The 17163-nt window shown below is 69.4% G+C and carries 19 protein-coding genes and 1 tRNA gene; 9 read left to right on the top strand and 11 right to left on the bottom strand.

Annotated features, from left to right (window positions below):
• Positions 1–10: 10 nt before the first annotated feature.
• Entirely contained in the window at positions 11–1858 is a 1848-nt protein-coding gene (locus JIG36_RS15725) for an RICIN domain-containing protein (RefSeq protein WP_203377021.1), read from the bottom strand.
• 217 nt (positions 1859–2075) lie between these two features.
• Between JIG36_RS15725 and JIG36_RS15720 the strand changes: the two genes are divergently transcribed.
• Positions 2076–2160 (top strand) — tRNA-Ser (locus JIG36_RS15720).
• 151 nt (positions 2161–2311) lie between these two features.
• On the opposite strand, the gene soxR is transcribed toward JIG36_RS15720, so the two are convergent.
• Entirely contained in the window at positions 2312–2752 is a 441-nt protein-coding gene (gene soxR, locus JIG36_RS15715) for a redox-sensitive transcriptional activator SoxR (protein WP_203377020.1), read from the bottom strand.
• Between the two features lie 45 nt (positions 2753–2797).
• Here soxR and JIG36_RS15710 point away from each other — a divergent pair, with 45 nt between their 5' ends.
• Both JIG36_RS15710 and JIG36_RS15705 read left to right on the top strand, forming a co-directional pair.
• Positions 2798–3472: a thiamine pyrophosphate-binding protein gene (locus tag JIG36_RS15710; protein ID WP_203377019.1), complete on the top strand. Its 675-nt coding sequence runs from the start codon at positions 2798–2800 to the stop codon at positions 3470–3472.
• Entirely contained in the window at positions 3472–4341 is an 870-nt protein-coding gene (locus JIG36_RS15705) for a transketolase family protein (RefSeq protein WP_203377425.1), read from the top strand. The genes JIG36_RS15710 and JIG36_RS15705 overlap by 1 nt, the downstream gene beginning before the upstream one ends.
• A 16-nt stretch (positions 4342–4357) precedes the next feature.
• Here the strand turns inward: JIG36_RS15705 and JIG36_RS15700 are convergent, their stop codons facing one another.
• Together JIG36_RS15700 and JIG36_RS15695 are read right to left on the bottom strand one after the other, a co-directional pair.
• A complete protein-coding gene (locus tag JIG36_RS15700) occupies positions 4358–4795 on the bottom strand; it encodes a hypothetical protein (protein ID WP_203377018.1) in 438 nt (145 codons plus the stop codon).
• A 58-nt stretch (positions 4796–4853) separates the two neighbouring features.
• Positions 4854–5984, bottom strand: coding sequence for a thiolase family protein (locus JIG36_RS15695; RefSeq protein WP_203377017.1), 1131 nt, complete (start codon positions 5982–5984; stop codon positions 4854–4856).
• Positions 5985–6019: 35 nt separating this feature from the next.
• Between JIG36_RS15695 and JIG36_RS15690 the strand changes: the two genes are divergently transcribed.
• On the top strand, positions 6020–6424 hold the full coding sequence (locus JIG36_RS15690) for a PH domain-containing protein (protein WP_203377016.1): 405 nt from the start codon (positions 6020–6022) through the stop codon (positions 6422–6424).
• Here the strand turns inward: JIG36_RS15690 and JIG36_RS15685 are convergent.
• Together JIG36_RS15685 and JIG36_RS15680 are read right to left on the bottom strand one after the other, a co-directional pair.
• A complete protein-coding gene (locus tag JIG36_RS15685) occupies positions 6421–7332 on the bottom strand; it encodes a rhomboid family intramembrane serine protease (RefSeq protein WP_203377015.1) in 912 nt (303 codons plus the stop codon). The two genes, JIG36_RS15690 and JIG36_RS15685, sit on opposite strands and share 4 nt — an antisense overlap.
• A gap of 22 nt (positions 7333–7354) precedes the next feature.
• Positions 7355–7885, bottom strand: a complete 531-nt coding sequence (locus JIG36_RS15680) for a peptidylprolyl isomerase (protein WP_203377014.1) — start codon at positions 7883–7885, stop codon at positions 7355–7357.
• A gap of 160 nt (positions 7886–8045) precedes the next feature.
• On the opposite strand from JIG36_RS15680, the gene JIG36_RS15675 reads away from it, so the two are divergent.
• The gene (locus JIG36_RS15675) at positions 8046–8672 is read left to right on the top strand and encodes a hypothetical protein (RefSeq protein ID WP_307872734.1); all 627 of its coding nucleotides are present in this window, start codon (positions 8046–8048) and stop codon (positions 8670–8672) included.
• A gap of 73 nt (positions 8673–8745) precedes the next feature.
• Here the strand turns inward: JIG36_RS15675 and JIG36_RS15670 are convergent, their stop codons facing one another.
• Both JIG36_RS15670 and JIG36_RS15665 read right to left on the bottom strand, forming a co-directional pair.
• Positions 8746–9855, bottom strand: coding sequence for a magnesium and cobalt transport protein CorA (locus JIG36_RS15670; RefSeq protein ID WP_203377013.1), 1110 nt, complete (start codon positions 9853–9855; stop codon positions 8746–8748).
• Positions 9856–9947: 92 nt separating this feature from the next.
• A complete protein-coding gene (locus tag JIG36_RS15665; RefSeq protein WP_203377012.1) occupies positions 9948–11042 on the bottom strand; it encodes an aminotransferase-like domain-containing protein in 1095 nt (364 codons plus the stop codon).
• Positions 11043–11153: 111 nt separating this feature from the next.
• On the opposite strand from JIG36_RS15665, the gene JIG36_RS15660 reads away from it, so the two are divergent.
• From JIG36_RS15660 to JIG36_RS54650, 4 genes are all read left to right on the top strand, one after another.
• Complete coding sequence (locus JIG36_RS15660; RefSeq protein WP_203377011.1) at positions 11154–11885, top strand: phosphocholine cytidylyltransferase family protein; 732 nt, start codon at positions 11154–11156, stop codon at positions 11883–11885.
• Positions 11873–12934: an iron-containing alcohol dehydrogenase family protein gene (locus JIG36_RS15655; RefSeq protein ID WP_203377010.1), complete on the top strand. Its 1062-nt coding sequence runs from the start codon at positions 11873–11875 to the stop codon at positions 12932–12934. Before JIG36_RS15660 ends, JIG36_RS15655 begins: the two co-directional genes overlap by 13 nt.
• Entirely contained in the window at positions 12909–13634 is a 726-nt protein-coding gene (locus JIG36_RS15650) for a CDP-alcohol phosphatidyltransferase family protein (RefSeq protein WP_203377009.1), read from the top strand. Before JIG36_RS15655 ends, JIG36_RS15650 begins: the two co-directional genes overlap by 26 nt.
• A gap of 92 nt (positions 13635–13726) precedes the next feature.
• A complete protein-coding gene (locus tag JIG36_RS54650) occupies positions 13727–13948 on the top strand; it encodes a DUF6879 family protein (protein ID WP_369076878.1) in 222 nt (73 codons plus the stop codon).
• Positions 13949–14156: 208 nt separating this feature from the next.
• On the opposite strand, the gene JIG36_RS15645 is transcribed toward JIG36_RS54650, so the two are convergent.
• The 3 genes from JIG36_RS15645 to JIG36_RS15635 form a co-directional block, all read right to left on the bottom strand.
• The gene (locus tag JIG36_RS15645; RefSeq protein WP_307872733.1) at positions 14157–14735 is read right to left on the bottom strand and encodes a TetR/AcrR family transcriptional regulator; all 579 of its coding nucleotides are present in this window, start codon (positions 14733–14735) and stop codon (positions 14157–14159) included.
• Positions 14728–15561, bottom strand: a complete 834-nt coding sequence (locus JIG36_RS15640; RefSeq protein WP_203377008.1) for an alpha/beta fold hydrolase — start codon at positions 15559–15561, stop codon at positions 14728–14730. Before JIG36_RS15640 ends, JIG36_RS15645 begins: the two co-directional genes overlap by 8 nt.
• A 74-nt stretch (positions 15562–15635) precedes the next feature.
• Positions 15636–17123, bottom strand: coding sequence for an arylsulfotransferase family protein (locus tag JIG36_RS15635; RefSeq protein WP_203377007.1), 1488 nt, complete (start codon positions 17121–17123; stop codon positions 15636–15638).
• Between the last annotated feature and the right edge of the window lie 40 nt (positions 17124–17163).

Genomic DNA, 17163 nt, shown 5'->3' with positions numbered 1-17163 from the left:
GCTTGCCCTCTTACGGTGCCGTCCACTTCTGGTTCGCGGCTCCGGTGCACGCCCACAGCTGCAGCTTCGCGCCGTTGGCGGTGCTGTTGTCCTTCACGTCGAGGCATTTGCCCGACGCGTTGTTGACGATGTCGCGACCGGCCGTGACCGTCCACTTCTGACTGGCGACCGAGTCGATGCAGTCCCACTGGTGGACCACCGCGCCGTCGGCCGTCGAGTTGTTCGCCACGTCGAGGCACTTGCCCAGGCCGCGGATCGTGCCGTCGGTGCCCACCGTCCACTGCTGGTTGGTGTTGCCCGAGGTGCAGTCCCACAGCTGGGGCTGGTTGCCGTTGGCGGTCGAACCGTTGGTGACGTCGAGGCACTTGCCGCCGAGCCCGGTGATCGTGCCGGTGCGGCTGGATCCCCCGCTTTGGGTTCCACCCCACGTAAAGGTCGCGGAGGTGCGACCCGGCAGGTTGTAGACGAACGACTGCCCGCCCCAGTTCACCTTGACCGACTGGTTGCCGGTGGTGGTGTTGTAGGCGATCAAGGCCTTCGAGCCGTCGGTGTTGCGGAACGCGACGTTCGACACCGTGCTGTTCGCGCTGGAGTCGATCCGTACGGCGCCCGGCTTCACGAACTTGGTCAGGTGACCCATCGTGTAGTACTCGATGGTGTAGTCGACCTGGCCGTTACGGCTGCCGCCGCGCTGCACGGTGATCAGGCCGGTGCAGGTGCCGCAGCCCCCGTTGTGCGGGCCCATGTTCTGGTCGACGGCGAGCGACCACTTCGTCCACGCACGACCCCAGTTGCGGAAGTACTCGATGAGGTCGCCCATGTCCTCGGCGTGCTGGTTGCTCACCCAGGTGCCGCCGGAGTGCTCGGTCATGTACATGTTGACGTTCGGGTACTGGTTACGCACGGTGCTGGCGGTCGACGGGCTGCCGCCGTAGTCGTGCCAGGCGATGCCACCGAAGTTCGGGTGGTTGCGGATCGCGGTATCGGCCACGAGCGGGGCCACCCACTGGTCGTACGTGTCGAAGTTCCAGTCTCCGATGAGGAGCTTGGTGTTGAGGCCGGCCGCCTGCAGAGCGGGCATGAGGTCGTTCTTGGCGAACGACTGCAGACCCGAGACCGGCCACTGCATCGACGGGTAGCCCGGGCAGCAGCCCGGCTCGTTCTGCGAGGTCACGTACCGGATCGGGACACCCTGGGACTGGTAACCCTGGATGTACTTCACGAAGTACTGGGCGTACGTCTTGTAGTACTGCGCCTGCAGATAGCCCTGGCTGTACGCGTTGTTGTCCTTCATCCACGGCGGCGCGGTCCACGGCGAGGCCATGACGAAGCCGGCCGGGTTGAGACCGACCGCCTGCTTGGTCAGCGCCATGACGTCGGCGTCCCGCGACAGCGAGAAGTCGTTCACGTCACAGCACGTGTTGTCGTACGAGAAATTGTTCTGCGCCAGGTCGGACGAGCCGATGACGTTGCGGATCGCGCTCACCCCGATGCCGGCGGTGGGGCTGAACAGCTTGGTCATCACGTCGTTCTGGGTGGCGGCCGAGAGCGCGCCGCTGCCCCGGATGTTGAACGCCGCGGTGTCGGTGATCGACGCGCCGGCGCCCTCGAACTGCTGGTAGCTGGTGTTCTCGTTGACCGTGATGGTCTGGTTGGCCGACCCGCTGCTGCTCGCGAACGCGATCGGCGACTGCTGCTGGAGACCGCGGGTGACCGTACGGCCGCCGCTGTCGCTGGTGGTGGTGAGGTAGACGTTCACCGTCTCGTTGGCGGCGAACGCCGCGGGCGCCACAAGGACGGTCGTCGAGACGACCGCGGCCGCGGATGCGACCCACCCGATCTTCCTGGGGACGGACATGACGGGGACTCCCTTGCCTGAGGTGGGGGCCTTGGCCGGGATAGGTAAAGGCTCAGAACTGTAAACATGTCCATCGATGTTGTGTCAACTGCCTGTAACATTCCCGGAAAGCGTGTTCCAGCAGCTCAGACCCATGTTAAGAGTCTTGATACAAGTTTCCTGGCCGCCTGTTACCGAGGCGATCGCCCCGATCTGGCACACTGGGACGGCAACATCGGGAGGGCTCGCCTAGTGGCCGATGGCGCCGGTCTTGAAAACCGGTATGGGGAAACTCATCGTGGGTTCGAATCCCACGCCCTCCGCAACCCATTCCGTACGGGGATACCGACGCGCGCTGCCGGCGCGCACACGCGCCGTCGCTGGTCACCCCGATCAGGCGGCCGCCGCCCTCGATCCCGCTGGTAACGCCGCGGCTGCCCTCGGAGGATGAAGTCTTTCGCCCGCGCGGCGCGGTCAGTCGGCTGGATTCAGCAGGATTCGGGGGCCCGGGCCCTCCTCGGCCAGGCGGTCGTCCGGGTTGATGAGCTTGCAACGGTGCAGGGAGAGGCAACCGCAGCCGATGCAGCCCGACAAGTCGTCGCGCAGGCGTTGCATCAAGGCGATCTTCTCCTCGAGGCGGTGCCGCCACCGGTCGGACAAGTGGGCCCAGTCGGCGCGGGTCGGGGTTCGGTTCTCGGGCAGGTCGGCCAGGGCCGCCCGGATCTCGTCGAGGGAGACGCCGACCTGCTGGGCGATCCGGATGAAGGCGACCCGCCGCAGCTCGGCCCGCTCGTAGCGGCGCTGGTTGCCGGCCGTGCGGGTGGAGCGGATCAGGCCCTCGCGCTCGTAGTAGCGCAACGCCGAAGGCGCCACCCCGGAGCGGGCGGCGAAGTCGCCTATCGTGAGCGTCTCCATCGCGTCCCTTGAGTTGAAGTGAACTTCAACTTGCACCCTATCCCTATGACAGCGACAGCAGTGCAACCCGACCAGCTCGGCCCCCTGCTGAGCCGCATCACGGGGGACCAGAAACACGCGCCGAGTGCGCATTCGACGTTGGACGTGCTCTGGGTGCTCTACGACCGTGTGCTGCGGATCACCCCGGCCACCGTCGACGCGCCCGACCGCGACCGGTTCCTGCTCTCCAAGGGGCACGGGCCGGCCGCCTACTACGCCGTCCTGGCCGCGAAGGGCTTCTTCCCCGAACAGTGGCTCGACGGCCTCGGGGGGTGGGACAGCCCGCTCGGCCACCACCCCGACCGCGTCCGCATCCCGGGGGTCGAGATCGGCACCGGCTCGCTCGGGCACGGCCTCGGGCTCGGCGTCGGTGTCGCGCTCGGGCTTCGGGCCCAGGGCTTTTCCCGTACGCGGACCTTCGTGCTGCTGGGTGACGCCGAGCTCGACGAGGGGTCGAACCACGAGGCGATCGCGTACGCCGCGGCCACGCGCCTGCCGATCACGGCGATCGTGGTCGACAACCGTTCCTCGACCCACGGCTGGCCGGGCGGGATCGCCGCGCGGTTCCCGGGCTGGGACGTCTCCGTTGTGGACGGACACGACCGGGACCGTCTGGAACGAGCCCTCGAACCGAGGCACGACCGTCCGAATCTCGTGGTAGCGGAGGTGGAACCGAAATGATGCGTGACACGTTCATCACGGCGACAACGGGACTGCTGGACGACGATCCGCGCACCGCGCTGGTGCTGGCCGACATCTCGGCCGAATCGTTCGCACCGGCCCGCGACCGACATCCCGACCGGGTGCTCAACGTGGGCATCCGTGAGCAGCTCATGGTCGGCGTCGCGGGTGGGCTGGCGCTGACCGGGATGCGGCCCTTCCTCCACTCGTACGCCCCGTTCGCGGTCGACCGGGCGTACGAGCAATTGAAGCTCGATCTCGGTCATCAGGACGTGGGCGCGGTCGTTGTCAGCATCGGCGGCTCGTACGACGCGTCGGCCGAGGGCTACACGCACCAGTCGCCCGGCGACGTCGCCCTGCTCGACACGCTCGAGGGCTGGACCGTGCACGTGCCTGGCCACCACGACGAGGTGCCGGCGATGCTGCGGACGGCGGCCCGGCACGACGACCGGGTGTACGTGCGTCTGGCTGCCCAGGAGAACGACCGTGCGTACGCCGACGGCGGCCGGTTGCGCGTGCTGCGCCGGGGCAGTCCGCTGGTCGTGGCGGTCGGTCCGATGCTCGACCCCGTGCTCGAGGCCACCACGGGTCTGGACGTCACGGTGGCGTACACGAACACGCCGCGCCCGCTCGACGCCGAGGGGCTGCGGGTCCTGACCGAAAGCGAGGTCGTGATGGTCGAGCCCTACCTGGCCGGCACGTCCGCGGCCGCGGTCAGCAGCGCACTGGAGGGCCTGCCGCACCGGGCGATGCACCTGGGGGTCGGACGCACCGAGGTCCGGCGTTACGGCAGCTGGCGTGACCACGCGCGAGCCCATGGCCTCGACGCCCCGGGCCTGCGGGCGTCGATAGTGGACTTCCTGGGTTGAAAACCCGGGGGCAAGCTCAGGCGGCCAGCGCGTGCTTGGCGTGGAAGACCTGACGCAGGCGCCCGTCCATGCTCCACACCGCGTCCGGGCCGGCGACCCGGACGCGGAACCGCTCGCGCACCCCGTCGACCGCGGTCGCGGCGATGTCGATCGCCGAGCGCGACGCCGCCGGGCTCCACGAGACGTTGCTCAGGTGCCGCAGGTTGGCGTTGAGGTGCAGCTTGAGGCGGTGCAGCACCTTGGTCTCCTGCGTCACCACGAGCCGCCGGTGCGTCAGCACCAGCATGAACTCGCCGGAGAGCGGAGCGTCGGGGCGCAGACACCGGCCGACCAGCACGGTTGTCTCGTCCGGCTCGACGCAGCGGCGGAAGATGGGCATGTGGCGGCTGACGGCCGGGATGGCGACACCGGCTTCGGCGGCAGCGGGGAGGAACGTACGGGAAAACACGTCCATGTGGCGTTTAACGGTGACCTCCCGGGGAAGTCGCTGCCACCGGCCGATGAATGTCGAATTACAAAGCCTCGACAATCGTTGCGTTGGCCATTCCGGCGCCCTCACACATGGTTTGCAGGCCGAACCGCACGCCGGACTGTCGCATGTGGTGCAGCATCGTCGTCATGATGCGCGCGCCGGATGCCCCGAGCGGGTGACCGAGGGCGATCGCCCCGCCGCGCGGATTCATCCGGGCGCGGTCGGCGCCGGTCTCGGCCAGCCAGGCCAGCGGCACCGGCGCGAACGCCTCGTTCACCTCGTAGACCCCGATGTCGCCGATCGCCAGGCCGGCCTTGGCCAGCACCTTGGCCGTGGCCGGGATCGGGGCGGTCAGCACGATCACCGGGTCGGCGGCGGCGATCACAGCGGCGTGCACGCGGGCCAGCGGGCGCAGACCGCGCGCGGCGGCCCACTCCGAGGTGGTGACGGCCAGGGCCGCGGCGCCGTCGGAGATCTGGGAGGCCGACCCGGCGGTGACCACGCCGTCGGCCTGGAACGGGGTCTTGAGCCCGGCCAGCTTCTCGAGCGTGGAGTCGCGGCGGATGCCCTCGTCCTGCTTCACACCGGCCAGCGGCTCGATCTCGGCGTCGAACTCGCCCGCGTCCTGCGCGCGGGCGGCCGCGGCGTGGCTGGACAGCGCGTATTCGTCGAGCTGGGTGCGCGACAGGCCCCAGCGCGCGGCCACCATCTCGGCGCCGACGCCCTGGTTGAAGGAGTCGACACCGAAGCGGGTCCGCACGGTTTCTCCGTACGGGTCGGCGCCTTCCCCGCTCGATCCCATCGGCACCCGGGTCATCGACTCGACCCCGCCCGCCACGACCAGGTCGGCCTGACCCGAGATCACCGTCGCCGCGGCGAAGTGCAGCGCCTGCTGGCTGGAACCGCACTGCCGGTCGATGGTCGTGCCCGGCACCGAATCGGGCCAGCCGGCCCCGAGCACGGCGTTGCGCCCGATGTTCCACGACTGCTCGGCCACCTGGGAGACGCAGCCCCACATCACGTCGTCGACGTCGGCCGGGTCGAACCCGGTGCGCTCGGCCAGGGCCCGCAGCACATGGGCCGACAGGTCGACCGGGTGCACACCGGCCAGGCCACCGTTGCGCCGGCCGACCGGGGTCCGGACCGCTCCTACGATCACCGCATCACGCATGGGTCGACGGTAGCCCGAACTGCCATAGTGGTGACATGCAGTGGCGGATCAAGCCTGTCCTGCCGGTCAGCAAACTGATCGGCGCGGTCGCCGTCGTGGTGCTCGCCTTCGCCTTCGCCGGCATCGACCCGGTGCGCTGGGCGCTCGCCGCGGTCCTGGTGGTGGCGCTGCTGGTCTGGGCGCTGCGCGACCTGCTGCGGCCGGTGCGCCTGGCCGCCGACGACGAGGGTGTGACCGTGGTGACGGGCTTCCTGGGCCGGCGCCGGCTCGCCTGGGGGCAGATCGAGCGCGTACGGGTCGATCGCCGCACCCACCGTGGCCTGCGCAGCGAGTTTCTCGAGGTGGACGCGGGCGACGCGATCTACATCTTCAGCGCGAACGACCTGGGGGCCCTGCCCGACGACGTCGCCGCCTCGCTGTCCGACCTGCGGATCGCCTAACCGAGCAGGGCGGCCGTTCGCATCACGGTGGCGATCAGCAGGACGGCCAGCACCGCCGCGCAGCCGACGGCCTGGATCTGGGTGCGTCTCTTGAGGGGGGCATAGGCGAGGACCCAGGCCACCACCCCACCGATGACCAGGCCACCGAGGTGCCCGGCGACCGAGATGTTGTCGATGCTGAACGTGAAGATCAGGTTGACCACGAGCAGCGGGATCAGCTGGGTGATGTCGAGCCGCAGCCGTCTGTTCACCACGATCATCGCCAGCACCAGACCGAAGACCGAGGTCGAGGCGCCCGCGGCCGGGGCGTTGGGGGCGCTGAAGATGTATGCCGCGACGTTGCCGCCGATGCCGGCCAGCAGATAGAGCGCGGCGAAGCGCAGCGGGCCCAGCTTCTCTTCGAGATAGCGGCCCAGCTGCCAGAGAAGCATCATGTTGAGCAGCAGATGCAGCGCGCCGTAGTGCACGAACATGGCGGTGAACAGGCGCCACCACTCGCCGGCGGCGATGCCGTGGGGCTCTCCGCCGGTCACGTAGGACGCGTAGCCCAGCACCGAGGCCCAGCGGGTGACCTCGGTCTCGGAACCCATCAGGCCGAACCAGCCACCGGCGCCGGCGATCGCCCGCGAGCCGCCGACGATCGCCGAGAGGATCATGACGAGGACGTTGACCGCGATCAGGCCGCGGGTCACGTAACCGGCCCGGCCGGCGATGCTGCCGCCGAACGCGGTGCGGGCCTGACGCTGGGTGCGCTTGCCCTCGGCGACGCACTCGGGGCACTGGTGACCGACCGACGCCTCGTTCATGCAGTCGGGGCAGATCGGCCGGTCACACCGTGTGCACCGGATGTAGGTCTCCCGCGACGGATGGCGGTAGCAGACCGGAGCCGTCGAGGGAGCCTCACTCATGGGTCAAAGGTACTTCAACGATTCAGTCGTTCACGCGCTCGATTTCCACGCGCTCGATGACGACGTCCTCGCGGGGGCGGTCGCCGGGGCCGGTCGGGGTGTTGGCGATCGAGTCGACGACCTTGGCCGACTGCTCGTCCGCGACCTGACCGAAGATCGAGTGACGGCGGTTCAGGTGCGGGGTCGGGCCCACCGTGATGAAGAACTGCGAGCCGTTGGTGCCCGGCCCGGCGTTCGCCATGGCGAGCAGGTACGGACGGTCGAACTGCAGCTCGGGGTGGAACTCGTCACCGAACTGGAAGCCCGGGCCGCCGCGGCCGGTGCCCGTCGGGTCGCCCATCTGGACCATGAAGCCGGCGATCACCCGGTGCGAGATCGTGCCGTCGTAGTACGGCCCCGAGCCCTTCTGGCCCGTACGGGGGTCGGTGTATTCCTTCGTGCCCTCAGCGAGCTCCACGAAGTTGCGCACCGTCGCCGGGGCGTGATCCGGGAAGAGCTGGAGCCGGATCGGGCCATGGTTCGTGTGCAGGATGGCGTAAAGCTTCTCGGCCACGGGTACTCCTGTCTGTGTCACGGTCGCCCCGTGGCGTACCTCTGCGGGGCGATTGGACAGTTCCTAACAGTTCGGATCCTCCCCCATGTGTCTGAACGGGCAGCGAGGGGGTACCGAAACAGGGCACCATGCATGTCAGAGACACAGGAGGTGGGCACTGGTGTTCACGACGATGCGCCGCAAGAGCCGCGGCCGCCGGATGAAGAACGAACTCGGGCAGAGTGTTGACCACTTCAAGCGCGCGGCGTCGCTCGCGGCTGCGGAGACCAGCTCGACCGTGGGACCGACGCTGAGCGCGGCGGTCGACCGGGTGCAGCCGGCCGCCGTGAAGGCCAAGGACGTCGCCTCGAGCGGCTGGGACAGCGCGGTGGCGACCATCACCCCGCTGGTCGTGGCGGCGAGTGAGAACATGCGGACGGCCGGCGACAACGTGCGGCAGGCCGGTGAGGTCAGCAAGCGCAAGGCCAAGAAGGCTGCCAAGCAGAACAAGAAGTCGGCCAAGCAGCTGCAGAAGCGGGCCAACAAGGCCGTGGGCCGTGAGCCCAAGGGCCGCGGCAAGAAGCTGGTCGGCCTCGCGCTGATCGGTGCTGCCGTCGGTGTCGCCGCCGCTTACGCGGCCAAGCGCCGCCAGGCCGCGCAGTGGGACGAGTACGACCCGGCCGCGCCGATCAGCTCCAACCCGCAGGGCGGCGCCGACGACGCCGCGTTCGAGCCCGACGCTGTCGAGCCCGAGACCCGCGAGGCGTTCAGCTCGCAGAACGGAACCTCGCCGAACACCCCTCGGTAGAGCCCGTGTTGCCCAAACGGGCGGGTTGCCCTTCACCGGCGGCCCGCCCCTTTGTGGCGTCCGGCGGCGGAGATCAGAGCCAGCCGCTGCGGCGGAACACGCGATAGAGCAGCACCGAGGCGATCAGGATGATCGTCCACCACGCCGGATAGCCGTACTGCCAGCTCAGCTCGGGCATGAACGAGAAGTTCATGCCGTAGATGCCGGCCCCCGCGGTCCAGACGGTGGCGATGGCCGCCCACGCCGCGATCTTGCGCATGTCGTTGTTCTGGTCGACCGTGACCTGCGCGAGCCGTGCCTGCAGGATCGAATTGAGCAGATCGTCGAAGGACGAGACCTGCTCCACCGTACGGGTGAGGTGGTCCTGGACGTCGCGGAAGTATTTGCCGATCCGCTTCGGAACAAGCGCCACGATCATCGCCAGCGGGCGTTGCAGCGGCACCACCGCGCGCCGGAACTCCACCAGCTCCCGCTTCATCTGGTAGATCGCCGGGATCGGGCTGGCGTGGTCGCGGGAGAACACGCCCTCTTCGATCAGGTCGAGATCGGACTCGACCCGGTCGGCCACCGCCACGTAGTGGTCGACCACCCGGTCGGTCACCGCGTAGGCCACCGCCCACGGGCCCTGCTCGATCAGGTCGGCCCGCGCGGACTCCAGGTCGGCGCGCACCGAGCCCAACTCCGAGGCGTCGCCGTGGCGGACCGTGATGACGAACTGCTCGCCGACGAAGACCATCATCTGGCCGGTCTCGACGACCTGGGACGTCTCGGTGATCTCGCCGTGCGGCACGTAGCGGGCGGTGCGCATGACCAGGAAGTGCACCGAGCCGAACTGCTCGAGCTTGGGCCGTTGCTCGGCCTTCACCGCGTCCTCGACGGCCAGCTCGTGCAGGCCGTACGTGTGGGCGATGGCGGTCATCTCCTCCTGGCCGGGCTGGTGCAGGCCGAGCCAGACGAACGCGTCGTCCCGTTCGCAGGCCACCCGCAGCGCCTCGTCGGGGGAGAAATCGCCGGGCAGCCGCCGGCCGCCGACGTAGACCGCGCAGTCGACGACCGCGCTGCCGGCCGACCGGCCCGGACCGAGGTCGTCGTGGCCGTCGGCGGTGCCGAGGATGCGGTTCATCGCTCGGACGGGGGCGGCGAACGCTCGTGACAGAGGCCTGTTCCGGTAACGATCGCTCATCCTGACCTCCCCCACCCGACGTTCAAACCGCCCGAGGCTACGCCCGGCGGGCCTGTCACCTACCCACCGGGCGTCCGTTCACCGCCGGCGCGTCAGGAGCGAACCTCTTCGATCGCCTCGGCCAGACGGCGTACGCCCTCGTCGATCTGCTCGACGGTGACGGCCGAGTAGGCCAGGCGGACCGAGCTCCGACCGCCTTCGAGCAGGAAGTCGCTGCCCTTGACGATCGCCACGCCCTTCTTCATCGCGGCCGGGAAGAGCTTGTCGACGTCGACGTCGGACGGCAGGTCGACCCAGAGGAAGTAGCCGCCGTCGGGCTCGGTGAAGGTGGCGCCCGGGATGTGCTTGCGCAGCGACTCGGCCAGCACCTGGGCCCGCTCGCCGAGGGCGGCGCTCACCTTCGCGATCGAGCGCTCGATGTCGCCCGAGACACAGAACTGGTGCACGATCGCCTCGGAGACCATACCGGGCGAGATGTACAGGTTGGTGGCCTTCTTGGCGATCGCGTCGATCAGCGCGGCCGGGCCGACCAGGTAGCCCACGCGCACGCCGGGGCACACCGTCTTGGTGAAGCTGGACGCGTGCACGACCAGGTTGTCGGTGTCCTGCGACAGCATCGAGGGCAGGGCCTCGCCGCGGAACCGGATGTCGACGTACGGGTCGTCCTCGAAGATCGTGAACTCGTACTGCGCGGCCAGCGCGAGCAGGGCCTGCCGCTTCTCGGCCGAGAGCGTGATGCCGGCCGGGTTCTGGTAGTTCGGAATGATGTGGGCGAGCTTGGGGCGGACGCCCGACTCGAGCAGCGTGCGCAGCTCGTCGACGTCGATGCCGTCGGACTGCAGGGTGACCTGGTGCACCTTGGCGCCCAGGTTCTGCAGGCTGAGCAGCGTGCGGTCGTAGGTCGGCTTCTCGACGACGACGTCGTCACCCGGCTGCACGAGGTGGTTGAAGAGGAACGCGTCGGCCTGCAGCGAGCCGTTCGTCACAATGACCTGATCGGCCGAGACCCCGTGCTTCTCGGCGATCCACTTTCGCAGCGGGACGTAGCCGACGGACGTGCCGTAAGCGGTCACACCAGCGGGATCGGCGTCGAAGGCGCGCGCGGCGGCGGCCTTGAGGCCCTCGACGTCGATGATGTCCAGCGACGGAGCGCCCCGGGCGAAAGAGATCAGCTGCTCAGCGGTCATGGCGTCAAGCTTACGAGCCGCCTCTACGGGATTTTCGTCTGGCTCAGGGCGTCCGGGCTGTGGGACACCACCCGTTATTCTCCTGGAGTTCACCAATTAGAGGGAGACCCGATGATCGGCCTGATTCTCGCCGCCGGAGCCGGACGCAGGCTTCGTCCTTACACGGACACCCTGCCCAAGGCCCTCGTGCCGGTGGACGGCGAGACCACGATCATGGACATCTCGCTGCGCAACCTGGCCGCGGCCGGGCTGACCGACGTGACGATCGTCGTGGGCTACTGCGCCGGCGCCGTCGAGGAGCGCCAGGCCGGGTTCGAAAGCAAGTACGGCGTCAAGATCTCCCTGGTGCACAACGACAAGGCCGAGGAGTGGAACAACGCGTACTCCCTCTGGCTGGCCCGTGACCACTTCGCCCAGGGAGCGTTGATGGTCAATGGCGACACGGTGCACCCCGTCAGCGTCGAAGAGACCCTTCTCGCCCAGCGCGGTCCGAGCATTCTGCTCGCCATCGACAACGTGAAGAAACTCGCCGACGAGGAGATGAAGACGATCTTCAACGAGGACGGCCAACTGACCTCGATCACGAAGCTGATGGACCCGGCGGACGCGTTCGGCGAATACATCGGCGCCAACATCATCGAGGGTGCGATCGCCGCCGAGCTGGCCGACTCGCTCAAGGCGACCTGGGAGCGCGACCCGAACCTCTACTACGAGGACGGCTTCCAGGAATTCGCCAACCGCGGCGGCGAGGTTCGCGCCGCGACCATCGGCGAGGTCGACTGGGTCGAGGTCGACAACCACGACGACCTGGCCAAGGCCCGGGGCATCGCATGCCGCTACTAGCCCGCAGCGTCCAGGCGCCGCTGCACATCCACGTGCGGCGCGGCGCCGTCGCTGACCTGGGCCGCCTCCTCGCCGACGGACGCATCTCGGCCGGCGGCGACGTGGCCGTGGTCGTCGGGCCCGGCCTGGGCGAACGGGTGGCCGAACTGATCCGGCCCTCGCTGCAGTCGGCCGACGTCTTCACCACCACCGGCGGCACCCTCGACGCCGCCCTCGAACTGGCCGACAAACTGCGCGCCCGGCCCTACGACGCGGTGGTCGGCATCGGCGGCGGCACGACGGTCGACACGGCGAAATACGCGGCCAACCGCTGGGGCCTGCCGATGATCTCGGTCGCCACCAGCCTGGCCAACGACGGCATCGCCTCGCCGGTGGCCAGCCTGATCAACGAGGGCGTCAAGGGTTCGTACGGGGTGCACATCCCGTTCGGCGTGATCGTCGACCTGGACTTCGTCGAGACCGGCCCCGACCGGGTCAACCGGGGCGGCATCGGCGACGCGATCAGCAACATCAGCGCGCTGGCCGACTGGGAACTGGCCCGCGAGGTGCGCAACGAGCCGGTCGACGGCCTGGCCGCGTCGCTCGCCCGGATGGGCGCCGAGGCGGTGCTGACCATGCCGGGCGACCTCGAGGACGACGCGTTCGTCACGGTCCTGGCCGAGGCGCTGATCTCCAGCGGGCTGGCCATGGCGGTGTGCGGCAGCAGCCGGCCGGCCAGCGGTGGCTGCCACGAGATCATGCACGCGGTCGACTCGCTCTACCCGGGCACGGCCTCGCACGGCGAACTGGCCGGCCTAGGGGCGCTGTTCTGCACGTTCCTGCGCGGTGACGAGCGTCGTTTCGCCCAGATGTCCGACTGCCTGGCCCGGCACCAGCTCCCCCGGCTACCGTCCGACGTCGGACTGAGTGATGCGGAGTTCGTCGAGGCGGTCAGTTTCGCCCCGCGCACACGCCCCGACCGCTACACGATCCTGGAGCACCTCGCCATGACCCCCGACGAGATCAGCCGAAAGCTGGCGTCCTATGTCGCAGCCGTCACCGCCCGCTGAGCACGCGCCCACCGCGGCCGACTATTACGCCGTCAACCGGGGCGGCGGGCTGTTCAGCGAGGCCTTGAGCCAGCGGCTGGGCGCTCAGATCGCCGTGTACGCCCACAAGTACCGGCTGGCGCCGACCGTGCTGACCGTGTTCAACCTGGGCATCGGCGGGCTGGTCTCGATCCTCGTGATCGCCACCGCGGTCCCCGTCGCCGACGGCCAGATCTGGGCCTGGCCGATCGGCCTGCTCGCGCTGGTCGGCTGGCAGGTGGCGTACGCGTTCGACTGCGCCGACGGCCAGCTGGCGCGGGTCACCGGACAGACGAGCGCAGCCGGCGCCCGCCTCGACGTGCTCTGCGACGTCGCCGTGCAGATCTCGCTGGTGGCGGCGCTCGCCGCGACCGCCGAGGCCCAGGTGCCCGACACCCCGGCCTGGCTGCTGGCCGCGTTCGCCGGAACCTGGATGGTCAACCTGGTGACATCGGTGATGCAGACCGGCGACAAGGCCGCCAGCATGGTGACCAGCCGTTCGTTGCCGGTGCGGCTGGTCAAGCTGGTCCGCGACTACGGCGCGGTGATCGCGCTGGCCGGCCTGGTGCTGACCGTCGCCCCACAGTGGACGATCTGGTTCATTGGCCTCTTCACCCTGGTCAACGCGGCTTTCCTGGCCGCCAGCGTGATGTTCTCAGCCCGCGAGGCCCTGCACCACTGACACACGACTCGCGAAGACAGCCGTCGCCCGAGTCTGAGCCGTTCCAGAAAGTTCCTGGCCGGCGAGCCGGATGACTTCGGCTGGCACCGGCCGTGGCTCGATCTGGTCCGGGAGGCGAGACTGCGGCGGGCCGCCGCATCGAGCGCGTCAGAATCATCACCGTGCCGCACGTCGACTACACCCGCTGGGGACTGTCGTTTGCGCCGCTGCACATCGAGGCACGCGAACGACTAGATCGGCAAGCCCGTCCGAGGATGACGTCCGGCCTGCTGCCCACGGCCGGGTGCGCGGCTGCCGTGCTCCCGCCCACCTAGCGGCGTCGGAGCGGGCCGCGGCGTCACCAAAGGGATCGAGGGCGGCGGCCGCCTGATCGGGGTGACCAGCGACGTTGCGTGTGCGCGCAGGCAGCGCGCGTCGGTATCCCCGTACGGAATGGGTTGCGGAGGGCGTGGGATTCGAACCCAGTTTCCCATGCCGGCGTTGAAAGGCCCTCGCAGCGGACATTCGAGCTCCAACAGCGCCCTATTCGGATGACTCCCGCCTGAGTGAGAGGCCTCGGTCGACGAAGTCGACGATCCAGTCGAAGCTGTCGTCGACCTCGGTGTTCATCTCGAAGCCGCCCGCGGCCTCGATCGTTGCGAAACCGTGGAACAGGCTGCGCAGCAAACGCAGCGCGTGGATCTTGTCGGCCGGGTCTATCCGGTAGGCGATCAGCACCGCGGCCAGGGAGTCCAGCACCCGCGCGCCCGCGATGGCCAGCGGGTCGTCCGGGCCGGTCACGCCGAGGCGGATCGTTGTCGCGTAACGCCCGGGGTGCTTCACGATGTAGTCGCGCATCGTGCGGGCGGCCGCCGCCAAGGCGTCGCGGCCGGACCGGCCCTGCAGGGCCTCGCGTAGCGCGTCCCCGAGTTCCTCGGCGACCAGCAGCGCGATCCGGCGGTTGAGGTCGGCCTGCGAGTCGATGTGTTTGTAGAGCGACGGCGCCCGCACCCCGAGCCGTTCGGCCAGTGCGCCCATGGTCACGTTGGCCAGGCCGACCTCGTCGGCGAGCCCGGCGGCGGCCAGTGTCACGGCCGCCGGGTCGAGTCCGGCCCTAGGCACGGGCGTACGCCTTGAGGAACGGCAGCATCGCGGCGACGGTCTCGTCGGGGTACTGCGTGTGGGGGTAGTGGCCGGCGCCCTCGATGACCTCGAGCCGGCCCAGCCCGGCCGGGAGCTCGGCCACGATCGCCTCGCCCTCGGCCCGGGGCGAAGCCCAGTCGGGGTCGCGCGAGCCTTCGATGATCAGGACGGGGCAGCGGACGTTGCCCAGCTGTTCGCCGGCGTCGGTGGCCGGTGTCTGGCCCATCTTCTGCAGCGCCTTCATGCGGCCGGGCTCAGCCAGCATCGCCGCGTTGCGTTGCAACTGGGTGGACCAGTCGGCCGGCTTGCGGCCCTCGAAGGCCAGGTCGAGGTATTTGTGCCACCACTTCACGCTACCCAGCACGGCCATCATCAGCAGCCGCGTCATGCCGGTGCGGTACGACTTGACCCGCAGGTCGCCCAGGTTGATCGCCTGCTTGCGGGTGAAGGGGGCGATCTCGACGATGCCCTCGATCAGGTCGGGCGCCTGGGCGGCGGCAACGGTGGCGGCCCCACCCGAGATCGACTGGCCGACCAGCACGGCCGTGCCGCCGAGGTGCCGCACGACGGCGAGCAGGTCACCGGCGATGTCCGTACGGGTGTAGGAAGGCCACACGGCGCTCGACTCGCCGCAACCGCGCAGGTCGACGTTGGCGACGCGGTAGCCGGCGGCGACCAGCTGCGGGACGACGAACCGGTAGGACTCGCGGCTGTCGCCCATGCCGTGCGTCAGCACGACCAGCGGGCCCTCGCCGGTGACCTCGTACGCGATGGTGCCGCCCTCGATCTTCAGGAACTCGGTCATGACAACCTCCAGGTTCGGCTAACTCCGTTAGCTAAAAGCTAATGGCGTTAGCCAACCCTGTCAACAGTGACTTGTCAGACCCGCACGGGGATGGCCGACGACGTGCCCAGCACCTTCCCGCTCGCGTCCAGCGCCTCGGCCACCACGTATTCGGGGGTGCCGGGCACGGTCAGGGTCGTCTCGAAGCCGCTGCGCTCCTGGTCCACCTCGCCGCCGGCCAGGGCGCCGGGCTGGGTGCCCCACCGGGCCCGCCAGCGCGCGACCCGGGTGGCGCCGTTCCAGCTGGCCGAGACGATCACGTTGCCGCCCTCGACCCGCAGGCCCAGAGCGGGCTGGTCGGGCGGGCTGCCGGTCCATTCGGCCTTGTAGGCGCGGTAGGACTGGTTGTCCAGGGGCAGGTGCCCGGCCAGCCGTACGGTGCCGTCGGCGTTGTGCTCGGTGAAGTGCGGCATCTGGCCCCAGCCGACGAAGGAGCCGCCGTCGGCCAGCTCACGGAAGCTGCCCTGTGTGGGTGCGGAGAGCCGGTCGGGGTGCACGTACTCGGCGACGAAGGTGGTCTTCTTCGTGGCCTCGTCCACTCGGAACACCACCCCGCGCGAGTACTCCCGCTCCTTGGTCACCCCGGCGCCGTTGTCGAACAGCCCGTACGAGCCGTCGCGCCGCTGCCGGAAGTCGTGCTGCCAGGAGAACTTCGTCCGCTCGTCGACCTCGAAGTCCGACTTCTTGCCGCCGATCCGCCAGATGATCTCACCGCTCTTCCGGTCGATCTTGTAGGCGCACCAGGTGTGCCGGGCCGAGGCGATGATGTTGCCGTCGGCCGACAGCCCGACCGAGTTCGCGTGGAAGTAGTCGTACGGCAGGTGGGCCGACTCGCCCTGCGGCAGCGGCGCGTACGACTCGTCGAGGCCCACGTGCTCGCTGGAACGCCACTCGAAGACCTTCCGGCCGGTCGCGATGTCGATCTCCTGGATCACACCCTCGTGCAGCACCCCGTCGGACGGGCCGCCGAACGCCGTCAGGTCGTACGGAATCGGGTCGTAGACCCAGAAGAGCGCGGTGTTCTGCGGCGTGATCACCAGATCGTGCTGGTCGGCCTGCTCGGTGCCGGCCGCCCGGACCCGGGTGATCTCGCGGTACTGCTGGTCGGCGATCACGAACTCGCCCTGCCCGACGCCCTGCCCGCCGGTGCCCCCGATGGTCCCCTCCCACCAGGTCAGCACGGGCTTGTTCCGGTACTGCTGGGCCTTCAGGTCGATCGCGACGGTGGCCGGGTCGGGCACCTTCTTGAACCAGACCGGGGAACCCTTCTCGTCCACGACCAGCGGGCCCCACAGACCGGTGCCCGAGGCGGGGGTCAGGAAGATGGATCCGGCCACCGTGCCGTTGGCCGCCGTGGTGATCGTGACGTCGGGCAGGGTGCGCAGGTCGGGCCGGGACCGGTACTTCGGATCGCCGGCGGGGGTGGCCGCGGGATCCTCGGGGGCGGCGGCCGGTTCGCTGTTGTGCCCGAGCGCGTAGCCGATGCCACCCCCGGCGATACCGGTCAGCGCGGCACCGCCCACGCCAAAAAGGACATTTCTCCGGGAGATGCTCACAATTTCA

The sequence above is a fragment of the Paractinoplanes ovalisporus genome, assembly GCF_016834655.1.
Lineage (GTDB): Bacteria > Actinomycetota > Actinomycetes > Mycobacteriales > Micromonosporaceae > Actinoplanes > Actinoplanes ovalisporus.
The sequence above is the reverse complement of the archived record's forward strand: the minus strand, read 5'-3'. Positions and strand labels throughout refer to the sequence as shown.